Origin of the sequence: Paenibacillus sp. CF384 (genome assembly GCF_900106745.1) — a bacterium.
Taxonomy (GTDB): Bacteria; Bacillota; Bacilli; order Paenibacillales; family Paenibacillaceae; genus Paenibacillus_Z.
Window position 1 is genome coordinate 100,565 of the sequence record NZ_FNNV01000002.1, and the last position, 21,022, is coordinate 121,586.

The following is a 21,022-nucleotide window of genomic DNA, read 5'->3' on the forward strand; positions in this document are numbered from 1 at the left end:
TTTTCGCGCAAATAAGCGCTGTACGGTTCGTTAGAGCTTTCTGCGTCATGCGAGATGAGGATTCGAGGAGGCGGGAGCTGGATGCGAGTTTCGGAATGCGCAGGAGTGAGAAGTGGGATGCGAGTTTCGGAATACAAAAAAAAAACCTCCTGCGCTCGATGAAGCGCAAGAGGTTCTTCAGTTGAAGGGTCAAACCTTACAGCACGGGAATAGCCAGCTCGAAGTGGATGTATCCTTCTACCAGTTTCACATCGATTGTGCCTTTGTAATACTCGACACGTTCTTTCACTACAGCCAAACCTAGACCGCTGTGGTCCCCGCCGACTTTGGTGCTGAAGCCCGTCCCGAACATCTGATTGACGCGCGCGGGATCGAAATCCTCATGCACCAGATTAGCAACGGAGAAAAACAGCATGCCCGATTCCGACCAGCCTTTCACGATGACATGACGCAGCTCCGGAACCAAGCCGCTTACTTCGTCGAATGCATTGTCGATGAGATTACCGATGATTTTCACAATATCCACCGATTTCACGCCAAGCGATAACCCTTCGAGTCCCGTAAAATGATGGTCAAACAAAATCTTCGTTCGCATCGCCTGCGCCAGCTTCGCCTGAATCAACGCCGCAACGGCAGGATGCCCAATGCGAATAATATCATTAACTTCATTGATTTCTTCAATTAATTCTTCCATATATCGCAGCTGTTCTTCCTTCTTCCCTCTGGATAGAAGGGCATACATCGTTTGCACATGATTCAGGAAATCATGCCGCTGACTGCGAATCTCCGTAAACATGACGTCCATATTCTGAATGTACAGCTCTTGCGTCGATCGAACGGCGATTTCCTTGCTTTTGCCCATATATCGAAATACGAGATACATGCACAATAGGCTGAATATCGTAAACAATACAACGAGCAGGGCTAACCGAATCAACTGCCTATCCAGCGTATTCTCGATCGAAGTGTAATCGGAAACGATTGCAATGACGTAAGGGACGTCCCTTTGCACGTCCGAAACTCGCGTCTTGGCCGGTATGTAGACGAATGTTTTGAGAACGGTCTTTCCTTTCCATTTCTTAAGAACGCTCACCGGCTTGTTCGTTTGAACAGCCTCCGTAAACCGGTCTATGTCATCGGCATGTTTGATTGCATAGCTGCCGAATAGAACCTGTCGATCATAGATGGAGATAAAAGATTCCCCGTTGTTATCTTGATATATTTTAGGAGGTTTTCCGAAAGTAGTGCCGTTTAATCCTGAAATTTCGATAATATCGTGATTCGCCGCAACCGTCTTCTTCACAATGGTATCACTGCCGACCATTTGCTGATATTTCAGAACCTGATCGGCGTTCACGAAGACTGCAGTAATATAATCCCTCGATCCATCATTATAGAAACCGAATTTACTAACCTCGCTTGCGCCGGAGGCCGGAACCTCAGCGATGCCGGACCAGAAGTTAGCTAAGCTCTGACCTTCTGCTATCGTTACATTGTGCTTCGTTAACAGCTGATCATAAGCCGTGAACCAATAGCCGAACGGCTTCGTGCTCGTAATCTTAAGCTCTTTGGGCTCCGAGGATTTGGTAACTCCGATGTCGTCACTGCCTGCAACACGCTGCATGAGCGAAATGCCGGCAACACCTGCCTGCTTCGCCAGTACACGAAGCTGTTCGTTCGTAATCAAGTCCACATCTGGGTTAATTTGTCCTTGGATGAACATCGCGGCCGTGCGCAATTTCTCGCCGATCAGATCCTCCGTGTAGAAAGAACCTTCCTTCGATTGCTCAATGGAGGTTCGGATTTGAATGGCTGTCGAGGCCATACGCGCGGACAAGTCATCCTTTAATAAAGTCTTCGTATACCAATAATAGGATGCATTGTTAATTGCGACCAATAACACCGCAATGCCAAAAATAATATAGATGATTCTGGAATTAATCCGCATGAAACTCACACTTTCTCTCTGGGACAATTTAGAACTCTCTTAGTAGTATAGTTCCATCCCGTGTAAGCTGTCTATGTACAGATGTCCTAGTTTTCGTCGAATACAACAAAGAGCCCCCCTGGTCAGAGGAGCTCCTTCTGTTCATTCCGCCTGATCCTTCCACGAATAGACAGGCTTCCAGTTCAATACCCGGCAGGCCGCCTCATTGCTGACCAGCGCCTCTCGTCCTTCATAGCTTCTTCTACGGTCACGCACCTCTGGATAAAATTCATCCAGCAAACGTTCCGTATTCCAATCGCTCAGCGTATCGCTGCTCGTAATATTGAGGGAGACCGCGCCGTAACCGTCCGTCGTCATGGCCGCGATCGTGGCGGAAACCGCATCCCTTATATCGACATAGCTCCACAAAATATTACGGAAGTTCGCCGGCTGCTTGATTCGCTCCCCGAACGACTTCAACTCATCAGGGGTAGCGATCAGCGAATAGCGCATGGCAGCAACTTGCATACCGGTCCGGCGATTGAACATCTCGCCTGTCTGTTCATTGACGATCTTGGATAGTCCGTAGCATTCCTGCGGCTGCTGCGGATGGACTTCATCGACCGGAAAATAATCGGGATCGAATTTCCTCGGCGCCCAGGCGAAGCCGTATGAGGATTCACTTGAGCCATGCACAACTTTCCGGATGCCGAGCACAGAAGCCGCTTCCAGCACGTTATAAGTCGACTGCACATTGTTGGCAAATATAAACTCATTCGAGAAAGAACCCGGCGCAGGAATGGCCGCCAGATGGATGATCGCATCGGCACCGTTCACGCCGCCGATGACTTGCCCGAGGTTACCCAGATCCACCGTGATCTGCCGGCAGCGCAGCTTGTCGGAACGACGGTTATCCAGCGCAATGACGGTATAGCCTTGATTCAGCAATTCCGCGGCGACCCATCCGCCAAGCTTGCCGCTTGCTCCGGTTACTGCTATCGTTTTCATCTCATCGCCCTCCTATGGCCTGACAAGCGTTCCATCCGGCCTGCGGTCCAGTTTGTAAGGAATATGATAAGCCGATCGGCTCCAGCCATCATCCACGAGCAGTGCAGCTTTCTCCTCATCAATATCGATGCCTAAGCCCGGCTTCTCGGATAGATAGAGATAGCCCCCTCGGCGCTCGACGTGACCCGGGAATGCTTCGCACTCCGCCTCTTTGAAATGATTGATTTCTTGAATGCCGAAATTCCATACCGCACGATCCAGATGAACGGCTGCCGCTTGGTTGACAGGGTCGTTCTCCCCGCCTTCCTGCCAGGCCGTCCGAACGCCGAAGGTTTCGCCAAGTGCGGCCAGCTTGCGGCAGGCGCTGATGCCCCCGCCCTTAGATACGCGCACGCGAATGAAGTCGATGAGCCTCTCCGTGATAAGGTCGGTCCATTCATGAGGACTGGTGAACAGCTCTCCAACCGCTTGCGGCGTTGAAGATTGCTGACGCAATTGGCGGAACCAGCCGATCTGCTCCGGCGGCAGTATATCCTCTAGGAAGAACAATTGGTAAGGGTCCAAGCGTTTGGCCAGCTGTACAGCGGCTATCGGCTGCAGATGCGAATGAACGTCATGCGTAAACTGAATATCGTTGCCAAAAGTAACGCGCAGCTTCTCGAACATCGCCGGAATCGCGTTCATATAGATGGCTTCGTTGAACACACTGGCGGACCAGCTCGGAACAGGAACATTCGCTTGGTCTGCCGGTAAGAAACCGCCGCCGCCATAGGAGCCGAGCTGACAACGGATGACCGTGTAGCCTTCCTCCTTATAGCGGTGAACCGCTTCGGTCAGCTCCTCTTGATCGCGTCCATCCGCATGGCCGTAGCATGGAACGGCCGATCTGCAGGCGCCGCCGAGCAGCTGATACACCGGCAAATTGGCCTCTTTGCCTTTAATGTCCCAGAGGGCCATATCGATGCCGCCGATCGCGGTTTGGGTAATGGATCCGTGCCGCCAATAGCCGCTCGTATGCATCATTTGCCAAATGTCCTCGATCTGGCCAGCCTCTCTGCCGATCAGCAGCGGGGCAAACAACTGCTCCACGACCTGCACGACGGCTTCCGGATTAAACATATCCGTTGCCGAGCCGATGCCATACAATCCGTCTTGATCTGTCGTTACTTTTACAATCGTCCAGCTGCCGTCATGCCGTGTTCGGATACATTTCACACCTGTGATCTTCGCCACTGTTTGCTCCTCCGATTCTTGGACCTATGAATGGAAATTAGCTGCTCATAGGTGCATTTCGTTATAGATTGTGACCGTTCCCAAGGATGTCGTTCCGTTATAGCGCATCAGATTCATCACTTTGACCGTACCGCTGTCCGCCTTCACGGTATATCCGCCTGAGCCGAGATTATCTGTTCCTAAGTTGAATGCGTTTACCGTTCCCGACTGCACAACTAACCCGTTCTTGGAGCCGTAGGCAAACACATTAACCAGCTTCTCATCGGAAGCTCCGTTCACGGTAACAAGCGTCTCATTCGGTCTCGTAAACGCATCGATGACCTGCGAGAAGACGTTGCTCTCCACGACCCAGCCGGGAATGTTGTAGCCGGTTCGGCATACGGCGTTACCGTTTGTGAGGATGCCGGTTATATAGCCGGATGTACTGAGCCCTACCGTAATACCATTCTTGAAGAAGGTCCCTTGTACCTTCTCGACATAGTGGTTATCATTACGATTTGTCATCAAATCGATGGCGTTATACGCGTTAGGCAGTCCCACATTGATGATGTATACGCTGCTGCCGTTGCCTCTAATCGTATAAGGGAATGCTTTAATGCCTGCCGCAGGGTTGTTCTCCGGATAAAACACACGTAAACCGCGCAATCCGGCTGTATTCCCGTTCAGCGTAATAAACGCCGTGCTGGAATCCGGTGTTGTCGTGTCTTTGCCTTCATAAGCGAATAGCACTGTGCCAGCACTCGATCCGCCTTGATCCCTCGTCGGTGACGAAGCCGAGCCGCGCAGCTCTACATTGGCCGGAACGGTCAAGTGCGTGCTGACTTTAAACCAGCCTGCAGGCACATAGACGACACCGCCGCCCGCTGATCCGGCAGCATTAAGCGCGGATTGAATCGCGGAAGTCGCATCCACCGTTGGCAGCGAAGGGCCGCGCGAGGATGTAAACGGCGCATTATACGGCGCTTTGGTAACATCGTACAGCACAGCCCGGCTGACCTTCGGCGTCGTTGCAGAAGGGGACACGACCGGTGAAGTTCCGGGTCCGGAAATCGTTACCGTGCCTGATGTGGCGCCGGCCATATCGGAGTCCGTTACTTTCACATAACCGGCCGTGTTGTTCTGAACGGAAGCGGTGCTGCCCTTAAGCACACTGCGCAGGAACGATACGCCCCAGCGTGTATCGATATTGTCGACCTTCACGGCGATATTCGTGTTCTGAATATTCGCCCAGATAAAAGCGCCCGAGAACTGAATCCGCTGGCCCGTAACAATGTTGATGCCAATATTGAAGTCGGATGCCTCCATCGCATAGAACTGATCCCACTCCAAGTCGCCAAGCGTAAACGCAGTAGCGTTCGTGCGCGTCCAGTTCTTGATCGTAGTCGCACTCGGCGCATTGTAGGCAGCTCCCGCATTGGCCCAATACGAGCTGTTGAAATTCACATGCTCCCACGTGCCGACATCTGCGCCATTGTAAGCTTCCGCACCTCGGTAAAGAATCGTGCCCTTCACGTTCTTCACCGTCGCTTGCTCATGCACCTGCGAGCCGCCGGTGTGATCCGAAGCCATTGTGCTGATGCCGATTCCGCGGTACGAATTCAGCATGGTCACGTTCATGACGGACGCTGTCATATAATTCTCGCTGCCGATCCAGGCATTGCCCGGAATTTCGAAGGTGTAGTTATAGTGAACCGGACTTGTCGCGTTCTGGTTCGGATAATACACCGTTAAGCCCTGTACCGATGCGCTGCCCCCGATGCGGAACAGCACCGGTCCCGAGTCGCCAGAAGTCAAATTCGCCGAAATCACAGTACCGTAGCTTCCGCTCCCATTATCCGCATCCCGGTAATCGCCGCGAACGGAGCAGAAGGCTCGTACCTGAATCGTACCGGATACTTTGTAGGTCCCAGCAGGCAGCCACACCGTTCCGCCACCGTCGCTATAGCAGGCGTCAATCGCATTCTGAATAGCTGTGGTCGCATCGTTCACGCCTGTGTTGTCCGCGCCAAACCCCGTGACTGCATTGTAATCCGAGATCACAATGTCGCTCGTCGGATAGGCCGTGCTGACGATGACACTGTTGCGCAAGGAGCTCGTCGTCGTAGTATTGGAAATCGTAATATCGTCGATGTAACCGCGGTAGTTGCCCGTACTGCCTGCACGGTCGTAGGCGACCCAGATGCGGTCGATCGTCTTCCCGGCATTCTGCACGCCGAAGTTCGAATCGATCTGCGACCAAGCGTTAAGCGGGATGGTGCCGCCATGTCCGCCGGCCGGATGAACGCTATTCCCGTTCTGATCCACCGAACCGCTGTCGCGCAGCGTCGATCCATCCGTGAAATGGAAATCAACGGCCATGTACCTGCCGTTATCCTGCTGCGGATAGATGAAATATTGCAGCTTGGAAGCCGATGTAACGGGGATACTCACCGTGAACACTTTGAAATACGCATACGTGGTCGAGCCGCCGTTCGCGTTGCCTGAATACATAAGCGCCGAGGTGCCTGAATGCGCCTGCTCACCGGTACGCGGCGAAGCCTCCGGTGAAACACCTGACGTAATACCGGTCACATTCGATGAAAAATCAATGGTATCCACGAAATTCGGTGCGGTTTGTCCGGATTCCAAGCCTGTCGTGAACAGGACGGTATCCGCCGATGCCACAAGTAGTAAGAACGGAAAACAGGATACAGCGAGTAAGAAAGCCATGATGAGCGGAGAAAACCTCTTCTTCATGATCTACACCCTTCCATATTTGTAATCGTTTACAAATAGAGTATAAGGGAGTCTCGCCGCACCTTGTAATGAGTCAATCCAATCGTTATCTGGGGCAACCTTAGCCGTTTGCCCGATAAAAAATCCGCGCCCGGTGAGAGGCGCGGATTTCTCGCTTATTTCTTCGAAGCCAAGTAAGCATCGATTTGTTTTTGCGCTTCCGCGATGATTTTATCAAGGCCGTTTGCTTTCTGCTTCTCGATGTAATCCGCTACTGCTTTGTCGACGTCTTTGGCATTTCCGAACTCGATCGGCTTGTGGAATTCCTCGACGGCTTGGTCGCGTTTGGCCACTTCGTTCTTGATGTTATCTTCGGAGATGAACAGACCGTCTACCGGCGAGTTTACGTTAACCGGCAATGCTGCGAATTCGGCTTCATGCACCCAGAAGTCTTTGCCGTAAGCTGGGTTTGGACGCATGAACTGCGGCTTCCACAGTGCCCATTGGCCGCCCCACTCCATGTAGTTGGACGTCGTCGTTTGCATGCCTTCCGGATAGTTCGCTGTTTCGCCGTCGATCACATAGGTTTTGCCTTCGATACCGTATTGCACGAGATCATAGAGCGTTTTGTCGGTTTCGAGCATATCCAGGAATTGCAGCACGCGATCCGCATGCTCGGAGTTACGGTTAATGGCTACAACGTTAGCCAGTGCTGTACGGTTGACGTATTTCTTGTCTGGGTAGAGCAGCGAGCTGGACAGCTTGTAGGAAGGATCCGCGAAGCCCGGGTTTGCGTTCACCCATTCATGCGAGGAGTCGGTGTAGAACATTTTGCCGTTTCTCCATTGCGCCGCGCCGTCTTCTTTGTCAATCATCGCATCTCTGTTGATGATTCCGTCGTCGTACCACTTCTTCGCCATAAGCGCTGCTTCTTTGTAGAACGGTTGTTGTTCAACCGGTTGGATCTTCACCGCCGGATCGTTCAGGTAGAAGCCCATGCCGTGGAAGCCGAGGTCAACCCACTCGTCGCGCTCCATGTAGATGCCAAGCGGCGTGGAACGGGACAGTTTATCTTTCGGGAACGCTTCTTTCAGCTTATGAAGGAACGCATCGAGGTCTTCGATGGTTTTGATGGAATCCACGGCCGGCGTGATGCCTGCTTTATCTGTCAGGTCCACCCGCCAAACCGCATATTTACGTTGGTTCATGCTCATTGTCCAAGGAAGGCCGACGATCTTGCCATCGACGGTTGCAGCCGTTAGCGTACCTTGTTCTTGATACTTGGCAAACAAGGTTGGTGCGAATTTCGGAAGGAGATCATTGAGCGCCATATAGGAGCCTTTGGCAGCCATCTGCTTATAGGAGAGCCAGTCGCCGTCAAAGTTCATATCCCATTTATCGCCGGAAGCAGCCATAACGAGCATTTTGTCCTTAAAGTCGCCAAACGGGATAAAGTTGATGTCGAATTTCACGTTTAGCCCTTTGGTTTTTACATAATCGCTGACTGCAGACCATACTTCGTCCGTAGCTGCTTTCTTATCTCCGCCAAAATAAAACTTCAGCGTTACTTCCTCTTGCTCCTTAGCCGTATTGTCAGTCGTTGCTGCTGTATTGTTCGTATCATCTGCAGATGCATTCGTGGTGTTGTCGGTCGCCGTATTCGTCGTGCCGGAAGAATTATCCTTCGAGTTGCTGTTGTTGTTTGAACTACATGCTGAGAGTAATAGGCTAAGCATAAACACAATCGTGAGCAGCAGCGGAAGCTTGGCATGCATCTTCTTCATCGTGTACCTCTCCCCTTGAGCTTGTTTTTTATACTATCCGGCGCCCCGGTAGCGCCGTTATAGCCCTCTGTCTGTTACCCTTTCACCGCACCGACCATCAACCCTTGGACAAAATACCGCTGCAAGAACGGATACAAGAAGATGATCGGCCCGATCGTCACTACCGTGAGCGCCATCTTGATGGACTCGGACGGCAGCTGCGCGGAAATACGCTGCATATCGGCGGCATTGCTGGAGCTTCGGAGGAACTCCACGTTTGAAACGAGTGTGCGAAGGAGCAGCTGCAGCGGCTGCAGCTCTTGCTTATCGACGAACATCAGGCCGAGGAACCAATCGTTCCAGTACCCCAGTGCGACGAACAAGCCGACCGTGGCGAGAACCGGTTTGGATAAAGGCATGATCAGCTGCCAGTAGATGCGGTACTCGCTGGCTCCGTCCATTTTGGCGGATTCATAAATGTCCTCCGGGATGGAGAACAGGAAATTGCGAATCAGAAACATATTGAACGCGTTCGCCAGCGGTGGCAGAATCATCGCGAAGATCGTATCCTTCAGGTGCAGGTAGTTGACGCATACGATGTACCAAGGTACTAGTCCGCCGCTGAACAGCATCGTGATGATGACGTAGATCGAGAGAATGTTGCGGTATTTAAAAGAGCGCCTCGCCATCACGTACCCGCCTAAGCTGGTCAGGAAAACGGAGAACACTGTACCTGCAACCGTGACGAGTAAGCTGATGCCGTACGCATCCACGATTCGATTGGAGCCGAGCAGCAGAATCTCATACGACATGAACGTGATATGCCTCGGGAATAGCGAGTAGCCGTTGTTGATAATATCGTTCTCCGTTGCAAGCGAGCCGGTAATGACCATGAGAAACGGCAGCAGACAAGCAAGGCTGAACAAGGAAATGATGACGATAATGATCGTTTGCGAGATGGATATACGTTTTACCGGCATGGTGCCCCTCCTTATGTTCGTCACGCAGTAAAGTTAGAAAATCGCCGAGTCCTTGTCGACCCTTCTTGCCGCATAGTTGCTGCCAAGCACGAGGACGAAGGCAACAACCGATTGGATGAAGCCGGCTGCGGAGGCCATTCCGATATCGCCGGACTTCCGTAAGCTGCGATAAACCAGCGTATCAATAACATCTGTGGTCGGATAGAGGAGCGAAGCATCGCCGACCATGGCGTAGAACATGCCGAAATCCGCATTCATGATTCGTCCGACGGCGAGCAGGGTGAGGATGATGATCGTCGGCTTCAGCATCGGAATGCTGATGTACCGAATCTGCTGCCAGCGGGATGCGCCGTCTATGGAAGCGGCTTCATAATACGAGTTGTCAATGCTCGTTAGCGCGGCCAAATAGATAATCGTGCCATATCCGGTTACTTTCCAGCGGATGGCGATGGTCAGGATCAGAGGCCAAAGCCCTGCTTCGCTGTAGAAATCGATGGGCTGGAAGCCTAACCATTCCACGATTCGATTAATCGCGCCATTCTCGTAGTTGAGCAGGTTGTATGTAAAGACACCGACGACGATCCAGGAGATAAAGAACGGAAGAAACGTGATCGACTGCGTGATTCGTTTGAAATATTTGTTGCGCACCTCGTTCAGCATCAGCGCGAGTCCCACCTCGAAAATCAGCCCCACTGCGATGAACAACCCATTGAGCAGGATCGTGTTCCGGACTGCACGCGAAGCGGCATCCGACGAGAGCAGGTAATCGAAGTTGTTGAGAATGGGCTGGGCCCATGGACTGCCGAAGATTCCTCTGGCGAAGTCGTAATTCTTGAATGCGATGATGAGACCCGCGAGCGGCAAATAGTTAAAGACAAGGAGCAGGATGCCCACGGGGAGGAACATCACGTAGAGCGAGTGGTTCCGCATCAGATCGGAGACGAAGCTCGACCTCTTGCGATAGACAGCTGCAGATATCGGTTTATTCCCAACTTCGCTGCTTGGTTTCATGGGCGTCCTTACCTTTCTTGTTCGTGTTTGTTAGCTGCTTATCGTTGCTATAATCATCATAATGGATGGACCGCAACCCTACTATGAGCCAAAATTAAACTTTGTGGTGTAAACTTGGCCTCTGCGAGTTGGGACAGCGTGGTGCGACCAGCTTCGCGGCTGGCTTACGTAGCGCGGGGGAGCGCGCGGTGAGCTTAGGTAGCAAGTGTGGCTCTGGGAGCTACTCTTGCGCTGAATTCGCTGACTAATTGCTGATGTGTGGCTCTGAGAGCTACTCTTGAGCTGATTTCACCAACTAACTGCTGATGTGTGGCTCTGAGAGCTACTCTTGGGCTGATTTCGCCAACTAATTGCTGATGTGTTGCTCTGAGAGCTACTCTGTCTCGATTTCCCGCAAATGTGCGGTAACACATACCACTCTTACAGCTACTTTGCCAAATTCCCGCACATGTGCGGTAACACGTACCTCTCTCGCCGCTACTTCAACCATTTCCCGCACATGTGCGGTAACTGTTAACGCTCATCTCCAATCGAACCTCCAACAGCAAGGGGCACCTATTCCGATCCCGGAATAGTGCCCCTCCTCTCTTCCCCTTAGCCGCGCTAGGCCTGCTCCTCCTCCGGCTCCATGATCGGGTGGCGCAGCACGATGCGCGTCCCGCTTCCCGCTCTCGCCTCGATCTGCAGCGTATAGGCCTCGCCAAAATAAAGCTTCAGCCGGTCGTTCACGTTGCGCAGGCCGACGCCGCGGCGCTTGGCGACTGGGGCTGCCTTCTCCTCCGGATGGGTCAGCTCCTGCAGCACCGCTTCCGGAATGCCTTGTCCATTGTCGCTCAGCTCAATGACGATATCCGTCCCTTCGCGGCGTCCGGTCAGCATGATCTTCCCCTTCTCGGGATTGCTCCGAATGCCGTGATGAATGGCGTTCTCGACAAGCGGCTGCAGCAGCAACCGAAGAAACGGCGCATGCAGTACCTCCTCATCGATCGAGATCAAGAACCGAACCTGGTTGCCGAGGCGCGCTTGCTCGATGCGGACATACGCCTTCACCTGCTCGATTTCCCTCGACACCGTCGTAATCTCTTTGCCCTGATTGAGACTCAGGCGCAGCAGATTACCTAGAGAGGACACCATCTCGCTTATATCCGGCATGTTATGGTACTCCGCCTTCCACCGGATCGACTCCAGCGTATTGTACAGAAAATGCGGATTGATCTGATGGCTCAGCACCTGGAACTCCAGCTCTTTCTTCGTCCGCTCGGCTTGTGTCGTTTGGTCGAGCAGCTGCTGGATTTTGCCGGTCATGTTGTTGAAGCCCCGATACAGCCAGCCGATCTCGTCTCTACGGTCCGATGGCGGCAGCATGAATTGGAATTCGCCGGACTCCAGCTTACGCATGGAACGAACCAGCCTATGCAGCGGATGGGTGAAATACAGCGTCATATAGATGATGACCCCGATGCAGCAGATCAGATAAATAATGAGGAAGAACACAAGCAGCTTATCCATTTCCTGAATCGGATGCGTCAGCTGCTCCAGCGGCGTTGTACTGACGAGCATCCATTGCTCCGTATCCAGCTTCACATACGTGACCAGCTGCTTTTCGCCGTCGATCGTCAAAGTCTCCGCTTTCTGCGTCGAGGCCGCAATCGAATCGATGAGCGGCTTGGACGGGATGAGCTTGCCGGCCAGCGCATTGTCCGCCGTATCATAGAGCACGTAACCGCTGCGCGTCATCAGGAACATCCGCTGCCCCTTCATCCGCTGCGAAGGAGAGAGATACCGTTTCAGCTGATCCTCGGTCAAATCCGTAATGACGATCCCGCGCGGAATTTGATCATGCAGTCCTGTAAAGCGTTTGATTTTGGAGAGCATCGGCCTGAAATACGTGCTTTCCGCAGGCATGAACAGATGCCACGTCGGCGTGATTGTCTTCTGAGCCGCCTTGAACCAGTTGCTCGTCTGAAACCCCTTCTGTTCATCCAGCGTGTTGATATACATGGGGTGTTCGTTCGGATCAATCGGAAATACGCGCACTCGAAAAGCATCCACCTGAGACTTCGATTGATCGAGCAGCAGCATCATGCCGGAAATAAAAGAACTCTCATCCTTAGTCGGAGTCATCGAATTCTCCATCAGCTGCTGAAACTTCGTATTGCCGATAATGCCGTTAATCTGCTCGTTCAGCTGGTTGAGATAGCGATCCAAGTTCCGCTTGGATTGGAGCATATAGTCCATCGAGAAGGATGCATTGGCATTCGAGATGCCTTCTACCGACTTAATGTGCGCATAGTAAGCAAAGAGCAGAAACGGCACGATGATAATGATAAAGAAAATGCCAATCACTTTATTGCGCAAGGAGGCCGCTTGCTGAAGCGTATAGCTACTCATCGATGATTCCTCTCAGCTTCCGATATTCTTTAGGCGTATGGCCAACGTTCTTCTTGAACAGCTTCGTAAAATGTACCGGGTCCCGGTAGCCTACCTCCTGAGAGACCTGATAAATTTTGTTGGCGACATCCCCTAACATTTCCTTCGCCTTCTCAATCCGCACCTCAGTCAAATATTCCAAGAAGGTCTGCTGCTTCTCCTTCTTGAACAGCTTGCTCAGCCAAACCGGCGTAACATGAACCTCCAGCGAAACGGTGTGCAGCGTCAAATTATCCCCATAATTCCGCTGAATGACCTTCTCCGCCTCCGAAATAATTTGGCTTTGCGGCACCAAGTTCCTCCTGAAATCTGCGGCAATGGAAACCAAATAGCTCTCCACCTGGATTCGCAGCGAATCGAGCGTATCGTACTGCTCCAATCGGTCCCAAATCGCGATCGGATTGCGTTCCCATCCTCGTTCTTTCCATCCGCCTGAGGCTGCTTTCTTGAATAGTTCGAGCAGCCACTCGAATATTTTCTGCTGAATATCTTTAATATTGGTCGCGCCCCATGTCCGAACAAATTCGGGGAAGGACTGCATGACCGAACGGATCTCCCGATCGGAGCCATAACGAATGAGATCGAACATTTCATTAACGTTGCCAATTGACAGCTCCGAGAACTCCGCATCGACGCCGAGATCCTGGCGAAGCAGCAGCCGATTGCCGCCATAGACCGCCTTCTGCTCCAGAATATCTGCCGCTTCCTGCCGCATATCGTGCAGCTGCTTGATGCCGCCGACCGTCGAGGCGAGCCCGATGCTGACCTTCACTTTGACATAGCCGTTAATCCGGTCGATGCACGTAACGGCAATATCTTTGATCACGCATAGCTGTTCTTGATGATTGCAGCTGAGAACGATCACGAATCGCGACTTCGCATCGCTGTACATGCAGGCCGGATGCCCGTATTCCTCCTGTAGTGTCTGCTTCACGACATTGCTGATGCCGAAGAGGACAAGCTCCTTCTCCTTGCGATACAGCTTCCCTTGATCGATCGCTTTCAGATCATCCACTTCAATGAGCATGAGCGCGAGCTTATGCTGCGTCAGCCACTCCAGCTGCAAATTGCCGAGTCTGTGCATCATGCGCGATTCCCAGTACGGGTTGTACTCGTTCTCCGCCGCTTCGCGAACGACTTCCTCTTGCATCTTCGGCAATGCAAAATGCACCTGATTCTCGAGCAGCAGCTTATTTTGTTTGTCGAGTCGTTCCTCGCGGATTTGACTAAGAGCCTTATGTACAACCTGCGACAGCTCCTCGATATTAATCGGCTTAAGTACATAATCAATGGCGCCAAGCTGCATCGCATGCTTCACCAGATCAAAATCATCATAGCCGCTGATCACGATCGACTTGCCCGAGAAATTGCCCCGCTGATGCAGGGACTGAATAAATTCGAGACCCGACATGCGGCTCATTTTGATATCCGTCACGATAACGTCCGGGTTTAACTGCTCTGTCAGTTCAAGTGCCGTTTCACCGTCGTCAGCTGTATATATTTCATCCATTTCGATGCCAAAATCCATCCAAGGAAAACGAAGCCGAAGTCCCTCTCTGATTTCCTTCTCATCATCTACAATCAGCACCCGATACATGTTCTCTCATCACCCTTTACCGAGTATGTATGCGACTTCAACATGAACGTACCGTTATCTTATCGCTCTTAATTCCAGGCAGGCAATGGGGGAATATTATCTTTAACAGGTCAATCGAAACCAACTATGGAAGCGCTTTATTACAGTTCGACAACAAGTCTCATTTACCTTCGTTTGGAAAGGGGGTAGAATAGGGTTGTTTGGTGAACCTGCATGCATATCCCATCCCATTACGATAGCGAGGAATTACTATGAATCAAGAAACAATGGAATTGATGCGTACATTAACCGAATTTCAAGCGGCATCCGGCTTTGAGCGGGAGCTGCGGAGTTTCGTGCGCGGTGAGATTACGAAATATACAGATGAAATCGTGCAGGATCGGCTAGGCAGTATCTTCGGCGTCATGCGCGGCGATGAGAGCGGTCCGGTCATTATGGCGGCTGGTCATTTGGACGAAGTCGGCTTTATGATTACGGGAATAACAGAGAACGGTATGCTCAAGTTCCAGACGCTTGGCGGCTGGTTCAGCCAAGTGCTGCCAGCGCAGCGCATTCAAGTGATGACCGAGAACGGGCCGATTGTCGGCATCATCGGGACGACGCCTGTTCATCTGCTCGATGAAGCAGCACGCGGCAAGCCGCTGGATGTGAAGGGGATGTATATCGACATCGGCGCGGACAGCCGCCAGCATGCGGAGGAAGTCGGCGTGCGTATCGGACAGCAAGCCGTTCCGTATTGTCCGTTCACCCCGCTTGCGAATCCGAAGAAAATCATGGCTAAATCCTGGGATAACCGCTACGGCGTCGGACTTGCGATCGAGCTGCTAAAAGAGCTGCACGGACAGAAGCTCCCCAATGTGTTGTATGCCGGAGCAACCGTACAAGAGGAGCTCGGGCTGCGCGGTGCCAAAACAGCCTCTGCCATGATTAAACCGGATCTGTTCTTCGCCATGGATGCCAGCGCGGCGAATGACATGAACGGCGACAAATCGCAGTTCGGCCAGCTTGGTCAAGGCACGCTGCTGCGTCTCTATGATCCAAGCATGCTGACTCACCGCGGTATGGTGGAGTACGTGCTCGACATGGCGCAAACGCACAACATCCCGTACCAATATTTCGTATCCCAAGGCGGTACTGACGCTGGAGCCGTACATACGCAAGGAATCGGCATCCCTTCAACCGTTATCGGCGTATGCGCACGGTACATTCATACTTCGGCTTCCGTCCTGCATACGGATGACTACGATGCAGCTAAGGAGCTGCTCGTGAAATTGGTGCAGCATTGCGACCGCACGACCTACCAGACGATTATCGACCGTTCGTAATAGGCGTTATTAAGAAAAGATCAGTGATTCGTTCGTTAGCCGAACGTTCACTGGTCTTTTCTGCGGATTAGTACAATTTTCTATTTGGCAGATCGAAACATTACGCTGTATCTATTCGTCCATAAAGTGAAAGCATAAAGGATAGAAAGGATGATGGTAATGCAAGCACATATTGGTAAGCGTTCAAATGTCTGGTACAGGCTGACATCAGCCGTTCTCATAGCCGTCACCGTCTTGACTGTAGTTGGCTGCGGCCAATCGAATCAAGATAAGAGCACGACGGAGCACCAAGTCCGTAATTTGCCGACCATCACGAGTCAGATCAAAGCCGGAACCAATCCGTTCGAAGTAGCCGGCATCGAGGATCCGCAAGCATTCTTCGACGTATTCGATGCGGTCAAGAAAGCCATCGCCGAAGACGATAAGGTCACTGTAGCGAATCATATTCTATACCCGCTCAGAGTGAACAGCACATCCGGTTCGCAGCTGATCAAGACACGCCGTGATTTTGTCGATCAATACGACACCATCATCGACAAGTCGATCAAACAAGCGATTGCTGGGCAAGAAGCGGATCAAGTTTTCGTAAATTATCAAGGCGTCATGGTCGGCAACGGCGACATCTGGTTCGGCGGCAGCGCGGATAAGCCTCAGGTGATCGGGATCATCGCCATTAATCACGATATTCGCTGACAGTTGAACTACTGAAACAATTTGCGCTGATAATCGGCAATACTTGCGTATTCATCTGTCAGCTTCTCCGATAGGCGCAAGTAAATCGGCAGCAGCTCCTCATAGTGGGCTGCTGCTTCTTTATTAGGCGTAAGCTCGAATGTCGAGCCCATCATCTTCGAGACGATCGACAATGAATCGGCGCGGCCGATCGCCACCAATCCGAGCACAACCGCCCCTAAGCAGGAACTCTCGAAGCTCTCCGGAATGACGATCCTCTGCCCTAATATGTCTGCCATCATCTGACGCCAGAGCGCAGAGCGTGCGAATCCGCCGGTGGCATGGATTTTGGCCGGCTTGCCGATCGTTTCCTCCAAGGCATGAAGAACGGAATACAAATTGTAGTTGATGCCTTCCAGCACAGCGCGCATCATATGCTCCTTACGGTGATGCAGCGACAGGCCGAAGAAAGAACCGCGCGCATCGGGATTCCAGAGCGGCGCACGTTCACCCGTCAGGTAGGGGTGAAAAATCAATCCGTCCGAGCCGGGACGCACCTTCTCCATCATTTGCGTCAGCACATCGTACGGGTCTAAGCCCATACGCTTCGCTTCTTCCGCTTCCACCGAAGCAAGCTCATCTCTGAGCCAGCGGAAGATGACGCCGCCGTTGTTAACCGCCCCGCCGATGACCCATTTGTCCGCCGTCAGCGCATAGCAGAAGTAACGGCCCTTCGGATCCGTTACGGGTTTATCGACAATCGTGCGAATCGCGCCGCTTGTTCCGATCGTAAGCGCCACGACGCCCGGAGCAATCGCATCCACGCCTAGATTGGACAGCGGACCATCGCTTGCACCTACAACGAATGGCGTACTTGGCAGTAATCCGATTTGTTCTGCTGCTTCCGTTTTCAACCCGCTAAGCACATGCGTCGTCGGAACTAGCTCCGACAGCCGATCACTCGTAATACCCGCAATACGAAGCGCTTCCTCATCCCAATCCAGCTTTTCCAAATTCATCATCCCGGTTGCTGATGCAATCGAATGATCGACGACATAGACGCCAAACAGCTTAAAGAACACATATTCCTTAATGGAAATAAACTTCTTCGCAAGGCTGAATAGCTCCGGTTCGTCGTGTCGCAGCCATAGCAGCTTCGTAATCGGCGACATCGGATGAACCGGCGTACCTGTCCGAAGGTAGACCTCATGACCACCCATCTCGTTCTTGAACTTAGCCGCCCATGCTGCGCTGCGATTATCCGCCCAGGTCAAGCATCTCATGATCGGTTTCCCATCGGCATCCACCGGAATCACGCTATGCATGGCCGAGCTGAAGGAAACGAACAGCACATCCGCCGCATTCACGCCTTGCATGATTTGCTTCATTGTCGACACTACCGCCGCATAAATTTCATCCGGATCCTGCTCCGCCACTTCCGGTGTGGGCGTGTAGAGCGGATATTCCACATGTGCCGAGGTGACGATGCTGCCGTCCTCTCGGAACAGAACGGACTTCGTGCTCGTCGTCCCAATATCCACGCCAATCATATAATTCATCTGTTCGCTCTTCATTGTTAAGCCTTCTTCCCCGCCGGGCACATACAAGTTTCGCGCTGTGCCTGTGTATGTATTTCGATGTTCATCACTTTCCATGTAGTATATATTCCCTGCCTTTATAGCGCAATGTTGAGAGAACCGCATTACCGAAGAAAAGCCGCCCAAGCCCCTCTATAAGAGGAAGCTTGGACGGCTCACTACAACTTAACCTTTCGATTTGTTCCACTCGTCAAATTGCTTTTGTTTCTCGGCAATGATCTTATCCACGCCGGAAGCTTTCAATTTATCGAGGAATTGCGCAATATATTTGTCCGGATCAACGGTCCCTGCATTCAATGTGCCGAAGTACTCCTTATAGACGTTAACACATGCGGCTACTTCACTCTTCACGCTGTCGCTGTTGAAGGTAAAACCAAGCGCGATGGAAGGCTTCGCCGAATCGTTGAAGGTTTTGAACATTTCCCATTTCTTCGGATTCTCGGTATTAAACAAGAAGTTGAGGAATTGATTGCCGATTTGCCAGTTCGTACCCGGGCTGTAGGTCGAAGTTGTAGCATCAACGCCATCCGGATATTTGATAACATCTTCCGAGCCCTCAACCTTCACATAGTGTTTCCCTTCGATGCCGTAGTTGATCAAGTTGTTGAGCGTTTTGTCGGTATGCAGCAAGTTGATCAGCATCATGGCGCGCTCCGGATTCTTCGAAGTACGGGAGATTGCGAGCATCGAACCTGTCGTGTCGCCTGTTGTCGTAGTCGGCTCTGTCAGTTCGACTTGAACTAAAGGCACACCAACCGAACGCATGACTTCTTCTGCTGCACCCGGCTTCAGAGAAGCCGTATAACTGAATACTTTGCCTGCTTTCATCAGCTCATCCGGTTTAACCTTCGTCGTTGCGGCATCTTTGTTGATGTAGCCTGCTTGGTACCATTTGCGGCTTAGCACGGCTGCATCTTTGAATTCCGGAGTAGAAGGTTCGTTTAATATCGTCGTTTCCGTGCCGATCTTGTGCAGGACGCCGGGAACCGAGTTGTCTCCCAGCGTGTCGAAATTCAGGTTCGTCAGCAAACCGCTGTCGCTCGATACGTAGAATGGCGTCATGTCGGCTTCTTTCTCTTTGACCGTCTTCAGCATCGGTTCCAGATCAGCTGTCGTATGGATGGTGCTTAAGTCGAAACCGTATTTCTCCACAATGTCTTTGCGCAGCAGCAAACCGCGTGTCGCAGCCAGCTCCTTGTTCGTCGGAATGCCGTAATTGCGGCCATTTACCTTGGACCCGCTCAGGAAGGCCGGATTCATGACCGCTTTCATCTCTTTGCCGTACTCGTCGATCAGATCGGTCAGATCCAGAAATGCGCCTTTGCCGACATTAACGGTGAATCCGTTCCAAGCAGCCGTGAAAATAAGATCGGCCGGTTGAGAGGAGGAAATCATCAGGTTGATTTTGCTGTCCCAGCTGCCCCAATCGATCGGCATCAAATCCAGCTTGGCATTGATCTTGTCTTTCAAATACTCGTTAACCGCCGCTTCCACTTCTTGCTCATCCTTCTGAGGGGATCCCGGATAATAAAGCGTCAAATCCGCTTCTTCCAGCTTCGGCGCAGCAGGTTCGGCCGCGGTATTCGTGTTCGTGTTCGTTTCGGCAGCTGCCGTCGTATTGGCTGCGTTCTCTTGCTTCGTCGTTCCCCCGTTATTGCTATTGCCGGTGTTGTTGCCATTGCTGCCGCAGCCCGTCAATACCAGACCAAGCGCGCAGGTTAAAGCGACTGCTGAATAGCTCTTTCTTGTTCTCGAAATCATTCGTTTACCCTCCCAAGTGGATGACTCTTAATCTATGCTAACCGGACAAACCAATATCAGTAGTATAGCTTGCCGGAATCAGCCTTTGACAGCCCCGATCGTGAGGCCTTTTACAAAATAGCTCTGGAAAAACGGATAAGCGAGAATAATAGGTCCGATGCCGATAACCGCCATCGCCATGCGGATAGCCTCGCTCGGCAGATGAAGCGTTCCCCCTCCGCGAGTGAGGGCTTCTGATGCTTGCACATTGGAAGTGAGATATTGGATGTTCAACATCGTTTTGTACATGAGATATTGCACGCTGACCGTTGCGTTATCGCTGATAAAGATGAGGCTTAGAAACCAGTCGTTCCAGTACATCAGCGTATTGAACAAAGCGATTGTCGCAACGACCGGCAAGGATAAGGGGAGGACGATGCTGTAGAAAATTTTGAACTCGCCCGCTCCGTCAATCGTCGCCGCTTCCAGCAATGCGCCGGGAATCGTCGTTTGGAAGAAGGTGCGCATGATGAGGATATTGAATGGCTGCACGAGCATCGGCACGATAAGTGCCCAGATCGAGTCGCCCAGATGGAGATATTTGACGTACACGAGATACCACGGAACAAGCCCTCCGTTAAACAGCATCGTGAAGAAGATGAAGAACGTGAAGCTGTTGCGGTACGGAAGCTCCTTGCGCGATATGGGGTAAGCGAAGGCGGCTGTGAGCAGCAGACTCAGCATCGTGCCGATGATCGTAACGAATAAGGAGATGCCGTAAGAACGGACGATTTGCGCGGAATCTTCGAACAGCAGTTGATAAGCCATGGTACTGAATGCTTTCGGAAAGAGCTGGTAGCCGTCTTTCAGAATGGACATTTCGTCCGTGAACGAAACGACGATAATGAGCACCAGCGGGAATACGCATGCAATCGTGTAGAGCCAGAACAGCGCGCTGATTATATAATTGGAGCGCTTCGAGATGGCATTAGGCGAATGTGGTAATCGAGTTGTTTTCATCTT

Annotated in this window: 14 protein-coding genes; 2 read left to right on the forward strand and 12 right to left on the reverse strand. The window is 51.9% G+C overall.

Annotation, left to right across the window (positions count from 1 at the left end; all coding sequences use genetic code 11):
- Positions 1-196 precede the first annotated feature (196 nt).
- The 9 genes from BLW29_RS06160 to BLW29_RS06200 all read right to left on the reverse strand — a co-directional run bounded on the left by BLW29_RS06160 (position 197) and on the right by BLW29_RS06200 (position 14,664).
- Positions 197-1,948, reverse strand: coding sequence for a sensor histidine kinase (locus BLW29_RS06160; protein WP_090977348.1), 1,752 nt, complete (start codon positions 1,946-1,948; stop codon positions 197-199).
- A gap of 141 nt (positions 1,949-2,089) precedes the next feature.
- Positions 2,090-2,935, reverse strand: a complete 846-nt coding sequence (locus BLW29_RS06165; RefSeq protein WP_090977350.1) for an NAD-dependent epimerase/dehydratase family protein — start codon at positions 2,933-2,935, stop codon at positions 2,090-2,092.
- A gap of 12 nt (positions 2,936-2,947) precedes the next feature.
- Positions 2,948-4,168 (reverse strand): enolase C-terminal domain-like protein, encoded by a 1,221-nt coding sequence (locus BLW29_RS06170; protein WP_090977352.1) that lies wholly within the window; start codon positions 4,166-4,168, stop codon positions 2,948-2,950.
- Positions 4,169-4,213: 45 nt separating this feature from the next.
- Positions 4,214-6,904, reverse strand: coding sequence for a glycosyl hydrolase family 28-related protein (locus tag BLW29_RS06175; RefSeq protein ID WP_090977354.1), 2,691 nt, complete (start codon positions 6,902-6,904; stop codon positions 4,214-4,216).
- A 155-nt stretch (positions 6,905-7,059) separates the two neighbouring features.
- A complete protein-coding gene (locus BLW29_RS06180; protein WP_090977356.1) occupies positions 7,060-8,667 on the reverse strand; it encodes a DUF3502 domain-containing protein in 1,608 nt (535 codons plus the stop codon).
- A 74-nt stretch (positions 8,668-8,741) separates the two neighbouring features.
- Positions 8,742-9,626: a carbohydrate ABC transporter permease gene (locus BLW29_RS06185; RefSeq protein WP_090977358.1), complete on the reverse strand. Its 885-nt coding sequence runs from the start codon at positions 9,624-9,626 to the stop codon at positions 8,742-8,744.
- Positions 9,627-9,659: 33 nt separating this feature from the next.
- On the reverse strand, positions 9,660-10,637 hold the full coding sequence (locus tag BLW29_RS06190; RefSeq protein ID WP_090977361.1) for an ABC transporter permease: 978 nt from the start codon (positions 10,635-10,637) through the stop codon (positions 9,660-9,662).
- A gap of 603 nt (positions 10,638-11,240) precedes the next feature.
- On the reverse strand, positions 11,241-13,028 hold the full coding sequence (locus tag BLW29_RS06195; RefSeq protein WP_090977362.1) for a cache domain-containing sensor histidine kinase: 1,788 nt from the start codon (positions 13,026-13,028) through the stop codon (positions 11,241-11,243).
- Positions 13,021-14,664: a response regulator gene (locus BLW29_RS06200; protein WP_090977364.1), complete on the reverse strand. Its 1,644-nt coding sequence runs from the start codon at positions 14,662-14,664 to the stop codon at positions 13,021-13,023. Before BLW29_RS06200 ends, BLW29_RS06195 begins: the two co-directional genes overlap by 8 nt.
- 251 nt (positions 14,665-14,915) lie before the next feature.
- Between BLW29_RS06200 and BLW29_RS06205 the strand changes: the two genes are divergently transcribed.
- Together BLW29_RS06205 and BLW29_RS06210 are read left to right on the forward strand one after the other, a co-directional pair.
- Positions 14,916-15,989 (forward strand): M42 family metallopeptidase, encoded by a 1,074-nt coding sequence (locus BLW29_RS06205; RefSeq protein WP_090977366.1) that lies wholly within the window; start codon positions 14,916-14,918, stop codon positions 15,987-15,989.
- A 159-nt stretch (positions 15,990-16,148) separates the two neighbouring features.
- On the forward strand, positions 16,149-16,682 hold the full coding sequence (locus tag BLW29_RS06210) for a hypothetical protein (protein ID WP_143044356.1): 534 nt from the start codon (positions 16,149-16,151) through the stop codon (positions 16,680-16,682).
- 8 nt (positions 16,683-16,690) lie between these two features.
- Here BLW29_RS06210 and gntK read toward each other — a convergent pair whose 3' ends face one another.
- The 3 genes from gntK to BLW29_RS06225 form a co-directional block, all read right to left on the reverse strand.
- Positions 16,691-18,235: a gluconokinase gene (gene gntK / locus BLW29_RS06215; RefSeq protein WP_177186523.1), complete on the reverse strand. Its 1,545-nt coding sequence runs from the start codon at positions 18,233-18,235 to the stop codon at positions 16,691-16,693.
- Positions 18,236-18,424: 189 nt separating this feature from the next.
- Positions 18,425-20,020: an ABC transporter substrate-binding protein gene (locus BLW29_RS06220; RefSeq protein WP_256208400.1), complete on the reverse strand. Its 1,596-nt coding sequence runs from the start codon at positions 20,018-20,020 to the stop codon at positions 18,425-18,427.
- A 78-nt stretch (positions 20,021-20,098) separates the two neighbouring features.
- The gene (locus BLW29_RS06225; protein ID WP_090977370.1) at positions 20,099-21,019 is read right to left on the reverse strand and encodes a carbohydrate ABC transporter permease; all 921 of its coding nucleotides are present in this window, start codon (positions 21,017-21,019) and stop codon (positions 20,099-20,101) included.
- Between the last annotated feature and the right edge of the window lie 3 nt (positions 21,020-21,022).